The organism is Wolbachia endosymbiont (group B) of Schoenobius gigantella, assembly GCF_964031005.1.
Lineage (GTDB): Bacteria > Pseudomonadota > Alphaproteobacteria > Rickettsiales > Anaplasmataceae > Wolbachia > Wolbachia pipientis.
This window is the reverse complement of the sequence record NZ_OZ035002.1, coordinates 1,358,880-1,374,335: the sequence shown is the minus strand read 5'-3', so window position 1 is coordinate 1,374,335 and position 15,456 is coordinate 1,358,880. Positions and strand designations below refer to the sequence as shown.

14 protein-coding genes are annotated in these 15,456 nt (G+C 33.0%); 4 read left to right on the top strand and 10 right to left on the bottom strand.

The window, feature by feature from the left end:
• Positions 1-4 precede the first annotated feature (4 nt).
• From ACQH2O_RS06425 to ACQH2O_RS06405, 5 genes are all read right to left on the bottom strand, one after another.
• Positions 5-1,444 carry a hypothetical protein gene (locus ACQH2O_RS06425; protein ID WP_015589193.1) on the bottom strand — a complete coding sequence of 480 codons (1,440 nt, stop codon included), beginning with the start codon at positions 1,442-1,444 and terminating at the stop codon, positions 5-7.
• Between the two features lie 361 nt (positions 1,445-1,805).
• Complete coding sequence (locus ACQH2O_RS06420) at positions 1,806-3,551, bottom strand: type I secretion system permease/ATPase (RefSeq protein ID WP_010962824.1); 1,746 nt, start codon at positions 3,549-3,551, stop codon at positions 1,806-1,808.
• A gap of 690 nt (positions 3,552-4,241) precedes the next feature.
• The gene (gene lgt, locus ACQH2O_RS06415; protein WP_010962823.1) at positions 4,242-5,033 is read right to left on the bottom strand and encodes a prolipoprotein diacylglyceryl transferase; all 792 of its coding nucleotides are present in this window, start codon (positions 5,031-5,033) and stop codon (positions 4,242-4,244) included.
• A gap of 6 nt (positions 5,034-5,039) precedes the next feature.
• On the bottom strand, positions 5,040-5,489 hold the full coding sequence (smpB, locus tag ACQH2O_RS06410) for an SsrA-binding protein SmpB (RefSeq protein ID WP_007548863.1): 450 nt from the start codon (positions 5,487-5,489) through the stop codon (positions 5,040-5,042).
• Positions 5,490-5,609: 120 nt separating this feature from the next.
• Positions 5,610-7,652: an ankyrin repeat domain-containing protein gene (locus ACQH2O_RS06405; RefSeq protein ID WP_425385160.1), complete on the bottom strand. Its 2,043-nt coding sequence runs from the start codon at positions 7,650-7,652 to the stop codon at positions 5,610-5,612.
• A 68-nt stretch (positions 7,653-7,720) separates the two neighbouring features.
• Between ACQH2O_RS06405 and ACQH2O_RS06400 the strand changes: the two genes are divergently transcribed.
• A complete protein-coding gene (locus ACQH2O_RS06400) occupies positions 7,721-8,251 on the top strand; it encodes a Na+/H+ antiporter subunit E (protein ID WP_010962821.1) in 531 nt (176 codons plus the stop codon).
• On the opposite strand, the gene ACQH2O_RS06395 is transcribed toward ACQH2O_RS06400, so the two are convergent.
• The gene (locus ACQH2O_RS06395; protein ID WP_010082489.1) at positions 8,244-8,660 is read right to left on the bottom strand and encodes a hypothetical protein; all 417 of its coding nucleotides are present in this window, start codon (positions 8,658-8,660) and stop codon (positions 8,244-8,246) included. The genes ACQH2O_RS06400 and ACQH2O_RS06395 overlap by 8 nt on opposite strands.
• Positions 8,661-8,964: 304 nt before the next feature.
• Here ACQH2O_RS06395 and purN point away from each other — a divergent pair, with 304 nt between their 5' ends.
• Complete coding sequence (gene purN, locus ACQH2O_RS06390) at positions 8,965-9,525, top strand: phosphoribosylglycinamide formyltransferase (protein WP_010082490.1); 561 nt, start codon at positions 8,965-8,967, stop codon at positions 9,523-9,525.
• Between the two features lie 9 nt (positions 9,526-9,534).
• On the opposite strand, the gene ACQH2O_RS06385 is transcribed toward purN, so the two are convergent.
• From ACQH2O_RS06385 to ribF, 4 genes are read right to left on the bottom strand one after another with little or no spacing between them, the layout of a single operon-like run.
• Positions 9,535-10,854 carry a M16 family metallopeptidase gene (locus ACQH2O_RS06385; RefSeq protein ID WP_010962819.1) on the bottom strand — a complete coding sequence of 440 codons (1,320 nt, stop codon included), beginning with the start codon at positions 10,852-10,854 and terminating at the stop codon, positions 9,535-9,537.
• Positions 10,841-12,181, bottom strand: a complete 1,341-nt coding sequence (locus ACQH2O_RS06380; RefSeq protein ID WP_010082492.1) for a M16 family metallopeptidase — start codon at positions 12,179-12,181, stop codon at positions 10,841-10,843. Before ACQH2O_RS06380 ends, ACQH2O_RS06385 begins: the two co-directional genes overlap by 14 nt.
• A gap of 29 nt (positions 12,182-12,210) precedes the next feature.
• Positions 12,211-12,687, bottom strand: a complete 477-nt coding sequence (gene lspA, locus ACQH2O_RS06375) for a signal peptidase II (protein WP_425385159.1) — start codon at positions 12,685-12,687, stop codon at positions 12,211-12,213.
• Positions 12,684-13,616 (bottom strand): riboflavin biosynthesis protein RibF, encoded by a 933-nt coding sequence (ribF, locus tag ACQH2O_RS06370; RefSeq protein ID WP_425385158.1) that lies wholly within the window; start codon positions 13,614-13,616, stop codon positions 12,684-12,686. The genes lspA and ribF overlap by 4 nt, the downstream gene beginning before the upstream one ends.
• A gap of 68 nt (positions 13,617-13,684) precedes the next feature.
• Here ribF and grxC point away from each other — a divergent pair, with 68 nt between their 5' ends.
• Positions 13,685-14,023, top strand: coding sequence for a glutaredoxin 3 (gene grxC, locus ACQH2O_RS06365; RefSeq protein ID WP_007550037.1), 339 nt, complete (start codon positions 13,685-13,687; stop codon positions 14,021-14,023).
• 115 nt (positions 14,024-14,138) lie between these two features.
• Positions 14,139-15,011 carry a hypothetical protein gene (locus ACQH2O_RS06360; protein WP_070356897.1) on the top strand — a complete coding sequence of 291 codons (873 nt, stop codon included), beginning with the start codon at positions 14,139-14,141 and terminating at the stop codon, positions 15,009-15,011.
• Positions 15,012-15,456: the final 445 nt, after the last annotated feature.

Sequence of the window (15,456 nt, the reverse complement as noted above, 5' to 3'; positions counted from 1 at the left end):
TAATCTACATTGCCTCTCCTATTTCAACATCAATAGATAGATTTTGCTCTTTAGCAGCAGGTAAGCTAGAAATATTAATGTCATAGGTACGAAAATTATCGTTTAAATTTTTTCGTAGTTTCTCGTATTGATGAGAAATATTTTTACCGGATTGAAAATTAAACTTTAAAGTTGTGGTAATATAACTTTTTGCCTCATTATAATTCCATTCAAATGATCGAAGCTCTATACCTGGTATTTTTAACTTTTCTACATACTTAACTTGTGTAAGAGGAGAGTATTCTATTTTTGATAAAATATTATTGATATTAATAAAATCATAAATTTCATCTATTTTTTTTACATTATAGCTTTGGCTAAGTTTTGTTAATTGGTTATTTAAGGTGTTCTGCTTTGCTGATAAATTATCAGCGACATTGAAATTTGAATACAAATTTAGCAAACAAAGGGTGTTTGTTATAACTAAAACCAGGGCGAAGTATAGAAAAATTCGAGGAGAGTTTAAATAAAGGTAATTGAATAGATAAAATTCTTTAGTTTCCTTTGTATTAAAAATAGCTGCTAATTTATTCTTAAAGCTATGAAACAAAATTATGGTATCGCAAAAGTTATCTTTTTCACTTATAGCTAGTTCTGCTCCTAATAGTTTGCCTAACTCATATGGAGTTAATATGTTCACACTGTTCTCTGAAAAATTTATGACTGATAAACTAGCTTTGATATCTTCTGACACTATGATACAAAGGTCGATAGGGTTATTTTTTTCAAACCCAAACTTAGTTAAGGATCGAATAGTATCTTGCACTTCCTGATATATTCCACCAGCGATAATTCCTGGTAAATTATCATTAGTAAATGATGTTAAGCGCGTAAATACCATTTTATTCTCTTTAAGAACCACTTGTCTATAGCCTCCCGTTTTAGTTGCAGCAACTATAATTTTCCAATTATTAGGATCTTTATGTAGAATCTTTTTTGTTATATTACTTATTTCTATAGGAAACATTAATATTCCCTTAAAGTTGGAGCCTATCTCAATAAACACATTCAACCAATATTCTACTAAATGCTTTGCTTTTGATGAAACAAGAAGATAGCACCAGTTTTGATTGAATTTGTTTGGCTTCTCAACCAAAAAAACTGAACTTATGTCATTATTACGAGAAAAATGCTCCATCTTTGTTTTTGCTGATAGATAGGCACTAATCTTGTTTGCCCTTGTAATAAACTGTAGCGAGTAATTTTGATCTGCATGATTAAGCACCAGGTATAAAGGTGCTTTTTTATCTGACGAAAGACATGAAATTAAATCGGAAACTGCTTTATCGTTTTTGCCCTTAACAAAATACCTTTTATTTAAAGTATTATTTTTAAAATATAGTAACATTATGCCTTCTTCTCCAATAGAAAGCATAAACTTACTTTTGGATTTTGAACTAAACATATTAACAAAGCATATACTTATCTAGAATTAAAAAGGCAATTTATTGAAATTCATTAAACGTTAGAGGGAAATATTGTTATAAATTTTCGCAGCAACATTATTTATATTATAATTTTTTTATAAAATTACCACTAATATTAAGTTATTTAGATAATAAATTAAGAAAATTCATTAAGACGAATTTGTTGTTTTTCAAATTGTAGGTAAACCTAAGCCACTTTAGCTATATCTGCCGATTGACTTTAATTAATAAGAGTTATTAATCTATTTACTATTCTTGTAATATTATTTCTAATGGTAAAGAAATATATATTTTTCTGGAACAGTTGTTATTTCAGATACAGAATTTATTGTAAGTAAACTAACCATTTGCTGAAGAGCGCTCATCTTCTGTGGTACTTGATGATGGAGCAACTAATTTGCTCAAAATCTCATCTTTTGGTCCCATAGCGTAAATGATACCATCTGACATGAGGATCACCTTATCAACTACGGACAATAACGGTAGCTTGTGAGTGATGATAACAGTAGTAGTATTTTGTTTTCTTGCAATGCCAATTGCATTAATTAAGCATGCCTCTCCATTGCTATCTAAGTTAGCGTTTGGTTCATCAAGTACTAAAAGTTTTGTGTGACCATAAAAAGCTCTGGCAAGTCCAAGAAGCTGTTTTTGGCCGCCAGAGAGCGTTACTCCTCCAGGACCTCCTATTGTTGTATCATATCCATTTGGTAAGCTTAGTATTAGTTCATGTATTCCTGCAATTTTTGCTGCTTTGATTATTTCTTCAGGATTTGGATCTGGCCTCATGCGAGCAATATTAGCTTTGACACTAGTGTTAAATAACTCAATATCCTGAGGTAAGTAGCCAACATAATTACCAAAATTTTCTCGATTCCAAGTATATACATCAGCGCCATCTAGTCTGACTACACCAGATATTGGCTTCCATACACCAACAGTTAATTTTGCGATAGTGGATTTACCAGAAGCACTTGCACCAATAACACCAACTACATCTCCAGGATCTATAATGAATGATATTCCTTTTACTGTCGGCTTATTGCTTCCATAAGGAGTAAAAAATACTCTATCAAATTCCAATTTTCCTTCAGGTTCTGGTAGAGCCATCGTTTGCTCTCTTTTTGGCGATGTTAATATAAGTCTTTGTAGCCTTCCATATGACATTCTAGCCTGATTTAAAAACTTCCAAGTATGAACCGCAGCGTCAAATGGTGCTAATACTCTACCCATTAAAATTGAAGCAGCGATGATGCTACCGGCAGTCTTATGAGCTGTGATTGCAAGTAATGCACCTGTTCCAATTACTGATATTTGCAGAGTTGAGCGCAAAAATTTAGTGATTCCAGTAATTACATTAGAGCGATTTTGTGCTTTAATTTGCATTGCTCGGTTCTGATCATTTCGTTTACACCAATCAGAGACTATGAATTCTGACATGCCCATAGCTTCAACCACTTCTGCATTTCTTGTTGCAACATCTATAGCATTGATATTCCGTATAGTTTCTTCGTTGGTTTCTTGTAATATTCGTTTAGTGGCAAGTTCATTCCATATTGCCATAGAGACTAATATAATAATTCCAGTAATAGCTATAAACCCCGTGGAGGTATGTATCATGAAAATCACAACAAGGTAAATTAACGACCATGGAGTATCAAACAGTGAGAATATACCATTTCCTGTAATGAAATTTTTTATCACTCCGAGATCTCGTATTGCTTCACCACTTGAAGTTGAGCTCTGCACTGACGTTAGCCTGATTGACCTTACTATCAGATCTGGTGTTGCAGTTTTATCGATCCAATCACCTATTTTTGCCATGGCTAAATATCGACAAGTTTCAAGCATTGCAGAACATGCAAATGCAGATAAAGTGATAATTGTCAGCATAGTTAGTGTTGATACACTTTCGCTCGATATCACCCGATCAAGCACTTGAGAGGTATAAAGTGGTAGGAATAACATTAATAAATTGATTCCCGCACTAAACCAAAAGATAAACCAAAATGCACTTTTGCATTTTTCTAGGCAAACATATAGAGTACTTTGCTTCAATTCTTTTTTTATTGATGGCGTAATTTCCACAATCTTCCTCTTAATTTGATTACATGCACCATATACAATTTTTATTACAAAAATATTAATAACGGTAGTTAGCTTACTTTAAGTGAGTAAAATATTAATATATGTGAATAGGAAATATAAACAATGGTAAAAAGAAGTATAGTTAATATTTCCTTCATTGCCTATAGCGAAGCTACGTCATACCGCGATTCATTCCATAGCTGTACGAACATTCATTTTTGAAGGTAAACTGCACAGCAAATGGTGTCATGAAAGTAGCTGACACTGGGATGGCTTTGTTGCATCGCTACTTATGAAAGGCTAACTATAATTAGGATTATAAGCAACTTATTGAAAATCTTGTTTTTTTGCAATCAATCTGATCAAATTTAAGAATAGTAATTTGTTATTTATATTAATAAATTTAATTCTATTGAAAATAGCTAAAGCATTGAAATTCTTGAATTTTAGCCAGATTAGTGAGTGGTAGTGAAATTTCTTTTACTCAAATTTAGGTATTCACTGACCGTTCTTGTTATAAATACCAGAATAATAAGCTACTGATATTCTCCACCTTTTTTATCTTTAATCCATCATAGCTAGCGATGCAACAAAGCCCACCGATTCATTCTACTGCAACGCAGAAAATTCGTACAATTGTGCATAATGTGGGGCTTCTGGCTACATTTTTCTATTGAACTCACCTTTTCTCTATGTGACAGATTTCGTATTAAATTTTAAATTTAATGCGCCTAGATATACAAGCATTCCTAGCAAAACCATAGGTATAGAAAGCAACTGCCCCATAGTTAAATCAAGCCACAAATAGCCAATTTGATAGTCTGGTTCGCGAAAAAACTCAACGAAAAAACGTGCTATTCCATACCACATAACTGCAATACCAGTTAACGCACCGTGATACAGTCTTATTCTAGTTAAGAAAAACAGTGAATTTGCAACTGCAAAAAGTAGCAGTCCTTCAAAAAGTGCCTCATAAAGCTGGCTTGGATGATGCAGCAAATTATCACCACTCTCTGGAAATACCATACCCCATGGCATAGTTGTAACTCTGCCAAATAACTCTCCGTTTATAAAATTGCCTATGCGACCTAAAAATAAACCTATGGGAACTCCGCAAGAAACTAGGTCCAGTGCATAAAATGTAGGGATATTATGTCTTTTACACGAAATTATTACTGCAAGCAAAACTCCTATAGCACCACCATGAAATGACATCCCTCCTTCCCAGGTCTTCAATATCTCAATAGGGTTGCTTATATAAAGAACTGGATCATATATCAATACGTAGCCAAGTCTACCTCCAAGGATAATACCTACAATAGTGGCTGTTAATAACGAATCGTAAAAATTCTTAGTAAATATTTTTTGGTCATCTAGCTTATGTAAATACCAATATGCAAACACTATACCCAAAACGTAGGCTAAGGAATACCAATATATAGAAACAGGACCGATGCTGAAAATTACTGGATTTAAAGACATATTTTGCTATAAATTATTCTTAGACAATCTACTTTTTTCACGATCCCACTCTCTCTGTTTTATGGTTGCTCTCTTATCGTAGAGTTTTTTTCCTTTTACAATGGCAATTTTAGTTTTTGCAAATCCTTTATCGTTAAAATAGACCGAAAGCGGCACAACAGTTATCCCAGCAGTCTTGATTTGACCAATTAGTTTATTTATCTCCTTTTTATGCAAGAGTAATTTACGTTCCCTTTTTGGTTTATGATTTTTTCGGTTCGCAGCTTTATATTCTGCAATATGCATATTGTGCAGCCATACTTCGCTATTCTTTTCAACAACGTAGGCGTCGGAAATATTTACTTTTCTTTCTCTTAGCGATTTAACTTCACTGCTTAATAAGACCATACCCGCTTCAAATTCTTCTAAGATGAAATATTCAAACCTTGCTTTCCTATTTTCTGCAATAACTTCCATATCTAAAGATATCTTTAAGCTTCAATATATTACAGAGTTTTTGACTTAATTCATAATAAAACAGTTATCCCAATAAATATAAGGTGCCAGGCTAGTCTGATAGCAACAGGATAACAAAAATCAAGTAAGTGCTTTTTCTGTCTCTCTAGGCACAGGTTCCTTTACTTCTTTCATTTCAGGTTTAGGCTTTGACATTATATATTGACCAGCACCAACTATGAGCGCAGATCCTGCAGCTAGTCCAATTATTGCTGGTACAGATAGGGCAGTAGCAAATGCAAGTGCAACACCAACTATCACTGCAGTTACAAAACACACAATAACACCTTTTACAATTGCATTTTTTGCAGATTGTTCTTTTTCTTTCACAATTGCATTTTTTCCAATTTGTTTTTCTTCCTTTTTCTCTGGAAGCTGCATTACATCTTTATTTTCAGTAAGATCCTTTGGCGTTTTTTTATTCTCATTTTTTAACGTTTGCTTTTTTTCCGCTTCCTCTAAAAGCTGAATTATACTTTGATCTTTAGTGAGGTCTCTTGGCGTTTTTCCATCAACATCTTTTAATGAAGGGTCTGCTCCAGCTTCTAGCAGAACTTTTACTATACCTTCGTGGCCATTTTTAGCAGCAAGATGTAAAGGAGTACGTCTATCACCATTTTTTGCCTTAACCTTTGCTCCTTTTGCGATTAGAGTTTTTACTACATCTTCGTGGCCATTTGCAGCAGCAACATGCAAAGGAGTCCATCTATCAGCATCCTTTATATTAACATCTGCTTTCTCAACTAGAATTTTTACTACCTCTATGTGGTTCCCTTCAGCAGCAAGATGTAAAGGTGTACATCTATCATCATCTTCTGCATTAACATTTACTTTGTTTGCAATTAGAGTTTCTACTACATCCTTATGGCCCTTTGCAGCAGCAAGATGTAAAGGAGTCTTGTCCTCAATACCTTCTGCATTAACATCTGCTTTCTCAACTAGAATTTTTACTACTTCTATGTGGTTCTTTTCAGCAGCAATATGTAAAGGAGTATATCTTTTATTATTTTGTGCATTAACCGTTGCTCCTTTTGCGATTAGAATGTCTACTACATCTTTATGGCCCCCTCTGGCTGCAAGATGTAAAGGAGTCTCGTCCACAATACCTTCTGCATTAACATTTGCTCCTTTTGCAATGAGAGTTTTTACTACATCTTCGCAGCCCTCTCTGGCAGCAAGATGTAAAGGAGTACATCCATCATCATCTTTTGCATTAACGTTTACTCCTTTATTTAATAGGTTTTTCACCTCCTCCTCATTATTATGTTTAACAGCTGAATGCAAAGCTTTGATGTTCTCTTGTGCCTTTAATAGAGCTCCTTTTACCACTTCATGGCCTTTTTGAGAAGCAAATGTTAAAGGAGTCCATTTATAATGATCTTTCGCATTAACATCTGCTCCTTTTTCAATTAGAGTTTCTACTATATCTTCGCGGCCATTTGCAGCAGCAAGATGTAAAGGAGTCCACCCATCACTATTTTTTGCATCAACGTTGATTCCTTCTGCTTTTGATAGAACTTGTACTATCTCTTTGTGGCCATTTGTAATAGCAAGATGTAAAGGAGCCCATCCTTTATCATTTTCTGCATTAACATTTGCTCCTTTTCCAATTAGAGTGTTTACTACATTTTCGTGGTTCTTTTCAACAGCAAAATGTAAAGAAGTCCATCCATCACCATTTTTTGCATCAACAATTGCTCCTTTTCCAGTTAGAATGGTTACTACATCTTCGTGGCCATAGTGAGCAGCAATATGTAAAGGAGTAATTTTATTATCATGTTCTGCATTAATATCTGCCCCGTTTTCAATCAGAGCTTTTGCTACATTTGCACAGTTCCAATAAGAAGCAAGATGTAACAATTTGACTTCCTTAGAATTTTGACCACGAGATATAGTAAATATGTAATTTATGCCAGATCCACTATCGTTGTCAGGTTTACTCTTTTCCCACTCTTGACATAAATCTGGATCTTCTTCTTGTAACTTAGCTTTTATTTTTTCAACTATATTGTCCTTGCTCAAATCTGAAAGGTCATTTATTTTTTTTAATATTTCCATAAATTTGTCATATTTCATAACTTCCTCACTTAAAATACATAACTTAGTTGTTATATCTTTTAACATAGAAGTCAAGAACCTAAATATTCGTTATTATCTTTCCTTAAAGAGTCATTTAAGTTATATTACAGACTATGAAAAACCTCAACTTTAGGAAGGAAATCAAGTTTTTTTCTCTGTCATTTATAATTTTATTTGTTCTATGGACTGTATTGTCTGGTTATTTTGAGCCGTTTTTTATTTTTTGTGGAGTGTTTTCCTCTATATTCACATCGTTTATCTTTAGAAGGTTGATAAACGCTGAAAGAGCTCTTAGCCAGATTTTAAATAGTACGAGTAGACTGTCGTTTTATAAGTTAGTAAGTTATATACCATGGTTAATGTACCAAATCATTTTATCAAGTGTTTATGTAACAAAAAAGGTGCTACAACTCAAATCTAAGCTTGAGCCAATCATTATTCTAAGAAAATGCAAAGGGCATAATGATGAAAGCATTGCGTTATTTGCCAATTCAGTCACAATCACTCCCGGAACTTTAACTATCAATGTTGAAAGTAAGCAGAAAACATATTTCTCTACCATGTATTTGATAGATAAAGATCTTGAAAGCGGCATTTCTGAAATAGAAAATAAAATCTTAAAAATACTACGTTCAGTTAAGTAATTGCTTTAAATAAGTTAACAGCATCCTTATATTCCCTTACAAGACTTTCAAGCATTTCTTTTGGAAGGCTATTGTTAACAATAGAACATAAATAATTATACAAATCTTCTAACCTTAATACGTTATTTCTCTTCTTGCTGTTGAATTTATACGGAAAAATACCTTCCATAACTTCAATAGTAGTAGCCTTGTTTAAAAATACATTTTCACTTGTCACGCTTATTCTTGCTAAAACAGTGTTAATTTCAGGTTCGTCACTCGTATAAAAATCTGATAGCTGAGTTATTCTAATAACGTACAAAGTTACTATTTTTGACAAGCAATTATCAGCATATTCACAATTTTTTATTACCTCCCACTGAGTAACCTGAGATTTACCTATTTTTGCATTGTTCGGTAATTTACTCATTGAACTTTCTCCATTTAATCCAGTGTAATAAATTATACTAATACTTTGTTAAATAAATAATAACGCGATTACAAAAATATATACTTATAGTAGTATATTATACAAAAATAGCACAATATCTAAGCATTAAAGCTAGTTTTAGCTGGGTACATGGGGCTATTCGTTATTTTGTGTTGTCCAGTGAGGTCCAAAATTAGAGGTCCACTTATATAAAGAGTTTAGTCTGCCTTCTTTGCTATAAAATAAGTTTTCCTTTTGAGCTGTTTTGTTAGTATTAACTAAATTCTAAACTAACTGTGCTATAATGAAAAAGATAAAACTCGGAATACTAATTTCAGGTAGGGGGTCGAATATGCAGGCCTTAATAGAAGCATGTCAAGATCAGAATTTTTCCGCAGAAGTTGCATGTGTTATCACAAATAATAGCGAAGCTGCTGGTCTGAAAATAGCAGAGCAAGCAGGAATCTCAGCGTTTATTGTTAAAGATAAACCGCTTGATGCTGGTAAAATTCACGAAATACTTGTTCAACATAAGGTTGATTTAATTTGCCTTGCAGGGTTTATGAGAATTCTCAAAGCTGATTTTCTGAGTAAATGGCATAACAAGGTGATAAATATTCATCCCTCTTTACTTCCGTCTTTTAAAGGCCTAAACGCTCAAGAGCAAGCTCTAAAAGCAGGTGTAAAGATTACAGGTTGTACTGTACATTATGTCACTCCTGAAGTTGATGCTGGAGCCATAATTGCTCAAGTTGTTGTACCAGTGTTACCAGCTGATGATATTCAAAGCCTCTCAGAACGCATTCTAGCTGAGGAGCATAAGTGTTATGTAGAAGCAGTAAGGTCAATAGCAGAAGATATATGACTGTAATAATTATTGACCTTGAGCGTTTTTTCCAACTTCAACAAAAAATAAATTTTCAGGTTCCAGTAAAGAACTTGCCAGTTCGTTTACTTCCTCTAATTTAACATCATTAATGATATTCGCATAATTATTTATACGGTTAACATCACGATCATTTATCTGCATATTATCTAGCAGCGTTGCTGTATTTGTGTTATTGGACAGGAAAAGGACAAGATTATTTACCAAGCCAATTTTTGCATCCTTGAACAATTGTTCGTCAATTCCTTGCTTTTTTATTCTGCTAAATGTATCTTTTACTGCTGATATAGCTTTGCCAGCAGTAGAACTATCAGTACTTATAAATCCAGATATAATATTTCCATGTTTATTGGAAATAATACTTGCATAAACACCATAAGTAATACCCAAGTTTTGCCTCAGTTCTGTCATTAATATTGAATTCAGCCTCATGCCACCAAGTGCATCAATTAAGACACCAGCGTTATAATAATTAGGATCTTCATAAGCTATACCTTTTTGAGCAAAAAGTATCACACTCTGTGGTATATCCATAAAAATATTCTTACTTTCTGCAGAACCAAAATTATTTTTTACAGGTATTTTTCTAACTTTTGATCTTTTTGACGGCAATTTAGATAAATATTTATCTAATAGCGTAATAATTTCTTCTTTTTTTGTACAACCAGCAACACTGATAACTATGTTATCTTTAGCAAAATTACGCTTTATGTATGTTAAAACATCGTCTCTAGTAATGCTCATTATAGTATCAAGAGTACCGTACACACTTTTTGAGTAAGGATGTTTTTTAAACAATAACGTATCTAATTCTTTTCCAGCAACAAAATAAGGATTTTTTTCAAGATTATTAAAATCAACTTTGGCTTTCTCGAAAACTCTATTCAACCCTTCAGGGTCAACTTTAGGACGCATTATAGTATCGCTCAGTAATGAAATTGCTTCCTCTAGATTGTCAGACAAAGTATTTAATGAAACCCTAAATGCTTCTAAATCAGCAATAAAATTTAAACTAATCCCTTTATCTTCAAGCTTTTTCGCAAAATCTTTGGCATCATTTTTTCCTGCCCCTTCTTGGATTACAAGAGAAGTAAACCAAGCAAGCCCCTGTTTTTCCTTATTCTCATACACATAACCTGCATCCTTGAACGATATATTTAGTGAAACTTTTGGCAAATCATGATTTTCTACAAATAAAAACTTAAATCCTTTACGGGTAGTGACCTCCTCTATATTTAGGTTACCACTTGCTTGTAAATTAAAGCCTAGACAGAAAAAAAATAGAAATATAATTTTACTTATTCTCATTATTATCTCCTTTTGGTAATAAACGACCAATTAACTTATTAGCAGAAAAAATAGCACGGATTTTATTATTTACATCCTCTAGATTGACATCATTAATCTTGCTATATGAAATATCTATTTCATCAAGTGGAATACCAAGTGCAAGGTGTGGCACATAGAACATCGCTATATGAGTTAAGTCAGATAGATTATCAAACTGTGCTGCCTTATACCTATATTTTGAGCTTTGTAATTCCTCGCTCGTCACCCCTTTAGATACGAAGCCATTAATAGCATTATCTAACTCTCTTTCAACAATATCTAAATTAGCGCCACTTTTTGGAATTATCATAATATCAATGTAGCCATCACTAAAAGCTAGGCTATTATAATAAGCAAACACTGATACTGCCACATCTTTATCTAAAACCAAATCTTTATACAGTTTGCTGGATTTGCCGCCACCTAAAATGTCAACCGCTAAATGAGCAGCAGAGGCTTCATTTATGTGATCAAATAAGGGAACACGATAACGAAAATATAAAACTGATTCTTTTACTTCAGTGCTCTCTAAGGTCACCGATAGACCTGCATTATGCACTGGATCCTGATTTGGGTAATTTCTCATTACAGGCTTAGCTTTAATTTCGCCATATTTTTCTTCTGCTAATTTCACTACTTCATCAAGTTCCACATCACCCACAATCAGTAATATTGCATTGCCGGAGTGATAATAGTTATCATGAAACCTCGTTATGTCATCCAAATTGTAAGTTTTGATATCGCTCTCCCAGCCGATAACAGACCTACCATAGCCAGTACGGTAAAATGCACTATCCATTTCTTCCCATAACAAGTTATGAGGTTGGTTATCAAATCTCATCTTTCTTTCTTCTAATACGATGTTTTTTTCTCTATCTATTTTGTCTTGAGTAACATTAAAGCTGCCCATTCTATCTGCTTCAACTTCCATTGCAAGTGGTAAATCTTTTTTGGGGATCAACTCAAAATAACAGGTATATTCTTTAGTGGTAAATGCGTTAAATTGAGCCCCAATGCTACTCATAGTGGCTTCTATATCTGTGAACTTCCCTGTAGTTTCAAACATTAAATGTTCAAAGTAGTGAGCCAATCCTGCTTTGCCGATTGGATCATCCATTCCCCCAACTTTGTATATTACTGCATGTAAAACGGCTGGAATCCGATGATTAGAAACAACATAAACATCTAGTCCGTTACTGAGTTTAGTATATTTTATGTTGTGCTCTATGTTTAAAGCATTCGAAGAAATTGGGTAAGTAAAAAAAAGTACAGGTAGTATAAGAAAACTAAAAAACTTATGAAGCATTATTTCGACCTAATATAAAAACAATTATTTTATTCCTCATTTTGTTTAGAAATAAGCATATCGTATATATACCACTTATATAACAATGTAAACATTCCACAAACTATAGATAAATCTGCTAAATTAAAGGCTGGCCAATACCAATCATCAATATGAAAATATATGAAATCATATACAGCTCCCCAATAGACCCTATCAACTACGTTTCCGATTGCTCCACCAATCATCAGAGAAAAACCAAGGTAAGTTGACTGATCGTCAGACTTGTATATCAAATATGCAAGTATACCAATTATTAGTATTGAAAATGCTGAAAAAAAGAAACCGCCATGTGGTAAAGCGCTACACATTCCAAAACTAATACCTGAATTCCAAACTTCAACTAGTTTTATAAAACTAGCGATCTCAATTGATTCTCCTTCATCAATCAATGAGTTTATGTACAATTTGCTCGTTTGGTCAATCAATACTATAATTAATATAACAACTAAGCATAACTTTTTCATAAATTTGCCTTTAACCTATAAACTTTAAGTATATCATAATTTATCTGTTTTGTTAACTCCTCAATACTATGGAATTTTTTTTCTGACCTTATGAATTTTAAAAGTTGTATATTGACTTTATGACTATATACGTCTTCATCAAAATCGAATATGTGCATTTCTATTATAGGCTTTTTCAGATCCTTAAAAGTAGGTCTCATACCAATATTGACTACTCCATATAACCAATTTGGATTACTATCAGGAAAAGTCACTCTAGCGTAATATGTGCCAAACTTAGGTTTTATCATGCAATCTTCTATAGGAATATTTATGGTTGGAAATCCTATTTCTCTACCTCTACATGCACCTTTTGTCACAACACCAGAAACTTGATAAGGCCTGCCGAGGAATTTATTAGCAATTTCTATTTCGCCCCTTTGTACATACTCCCTTATTGAAGAAGAAGAGCAAATTTTGCCGTCAATTGTTAATGGCTCTAATTTAGTCAAAGAGTATCCATATATTTCAGAATATTTCTCTAGAGTTAATATATTACCCAATCGTTTATGACCAAAAGTGCAATTTTCTCCGACAATTATGTGTTTAGCGCCATATTTATCTATTAAAATCTCACTGATAAAGTCATCGCAGCTAACCTCAGAAAAACCTCTATTAAAATTAATAATATATAAGTAATCTATACCATAGCTGCTGATTAGTTCCTTTTTTTGTTCTTGGTCTATTAACCTAAAATTGTTTCTACCAAATAAAACAGTTGATGGGTGAGGCTCAAAAGTTAAAACTGCAGAGGGTAATCCTCTTTCTTGTGCTACCTTCTTTAGAGTAGAAATTGCAAACTCGTGTCCTAAATGAATGCCATCGAAATTTCCGAAGGTTAGTGCTATATTATTTTCTATTCCTTGCTCACAATTATAAATAATTTTCATACAATTTGATGTTTTTACATGTTTCTTATATATAATAACTATATTTTAGTAAGCTACGGAGATAAATTGTGAAAAATGTTGTGATATATGTAAAGAAGGGCTGTCCATACTGCATAAGGGCAAAGGATTTACTAGATAAAAAAGGTGTGAAGTATGAAGAAATTGATGTGCTCAAAAACTCAGATCTATTTAACGACATAAAATCAAAGTATAACGTTAGAACAGTTCCACAGATTTTTATCAACGATAAGCACATTGGGGGGTGTGACAAATTGATGGATCTTGAAAAAGAAGGAAAGTTGGATGATATGCTAAATAATAATGACAATCACACTGATGTCACAACCTACACAAACAGCAATGATGAATGTGGAGAGTGTGTTATACCACATGATGATTTTATGTAACTTTTTATCTTGTTTTGTCGTGTAATACGTAAATGAAAACTAGTATGCTCACTTTAAACAATTCTTAATGAATTAAAAATACAATTCATTCAGTGAGTTTTTTTAGTGGGAAAAAATGACAAAAAATATTTCAATTATTAGCAGAAACTTAATTAGTATCGAATTAGTTAACAAACAAGATTTAGAGAATTTCATCAAGATTTTCACAGTGCTTGATAAACATATAGCAGCTAAAACACTTTTTACAGAAGAAGTGAGAATAGAGTATAAACAACACAACGGCATAGAAGTTGTTGAATTGCTAAAAGATACAGACTTTACATATCATGAGGTTGAAAATGTATTGAACCACCTGAGTAAACATGGAATGAAGGTGCCCAGCAGTGTTATAGCACACACCCTTTTTGCTGCATACAATCATGCACTTGAATTTAAGGATGTAGCATTTTCCTTTTCTGAAGGCTCTCCACAATTTAACATCAGAGTGAGTAAGAACACCTTCATAATAACTCCTATGAGTGAAGAGAATTTGGAATTGAATTCACAAAATAGCAGAACGCTTATAGAGTCACTAAAGAGCGAAAAAAGTATTTATGATTGTATAGTAGAAGAAAATACCATTAAAGTTATAGTGCATTCTGAAATGCATCAAGCTATAAATTTGATTATAAAATCACTGATAAAGTCTCGCCTTTTAGCAAAAGAGGAAGAAGGAAAATTCAAAGAGAAATTGAGACAACTTGCTTTTAAGGATCAAGCTTTTGTTGAGTATTCTAGCATCAGAACCATCAATAGGTATCCACATAATCATCCTCTGAGGAAGCATGAAAGTGTTACTAAGGATATAGAAAATATTTTATGTGATTTCATAACAAATGAGAACAGCGAGTTTGCTATAGAGCGACTAAATAGGCTGAGCTCAGCAGTTTCTCCGGATACTCCAAGAATCATCACTAAAACTATAGATAAACTTGTTAAGTTTCACTAAGGTATACGAGAGCCAATAGACTTCTTATATTACCTTCTGTCATCCAAGTAGCTTGGCTACTTGGTTCTTTTTTTGGGTTCCAGCTATGTACATAGCTGTATGAACATTGTAGCCGTTATTCAAGTAGCCCGCAGAAGCGAAAAACTTACTTGACAAACTCCGCCAACTCCCTTATCATAAAACTGAAGCTATTTATTTATCTTCTCTGTACAGATTAAATGACAAAAAAACTCACGTATCTGGCATCTCATGTTTAATTTTTTGCACTATGTGCACCTTATGTCTTTATAAAACTTCTAGGTTTTTACCTAATATAAGCTAAAATGCGCTTATAAAGCATTTAAAACATAAAAAAACGCCAACTTAAAAAATGGATAGTGAATAACTAGCTACCCTAGGGTTTCTTTTGCCTTTTTTTCTGTTTAGTAAATTTCTTAATGTTTAT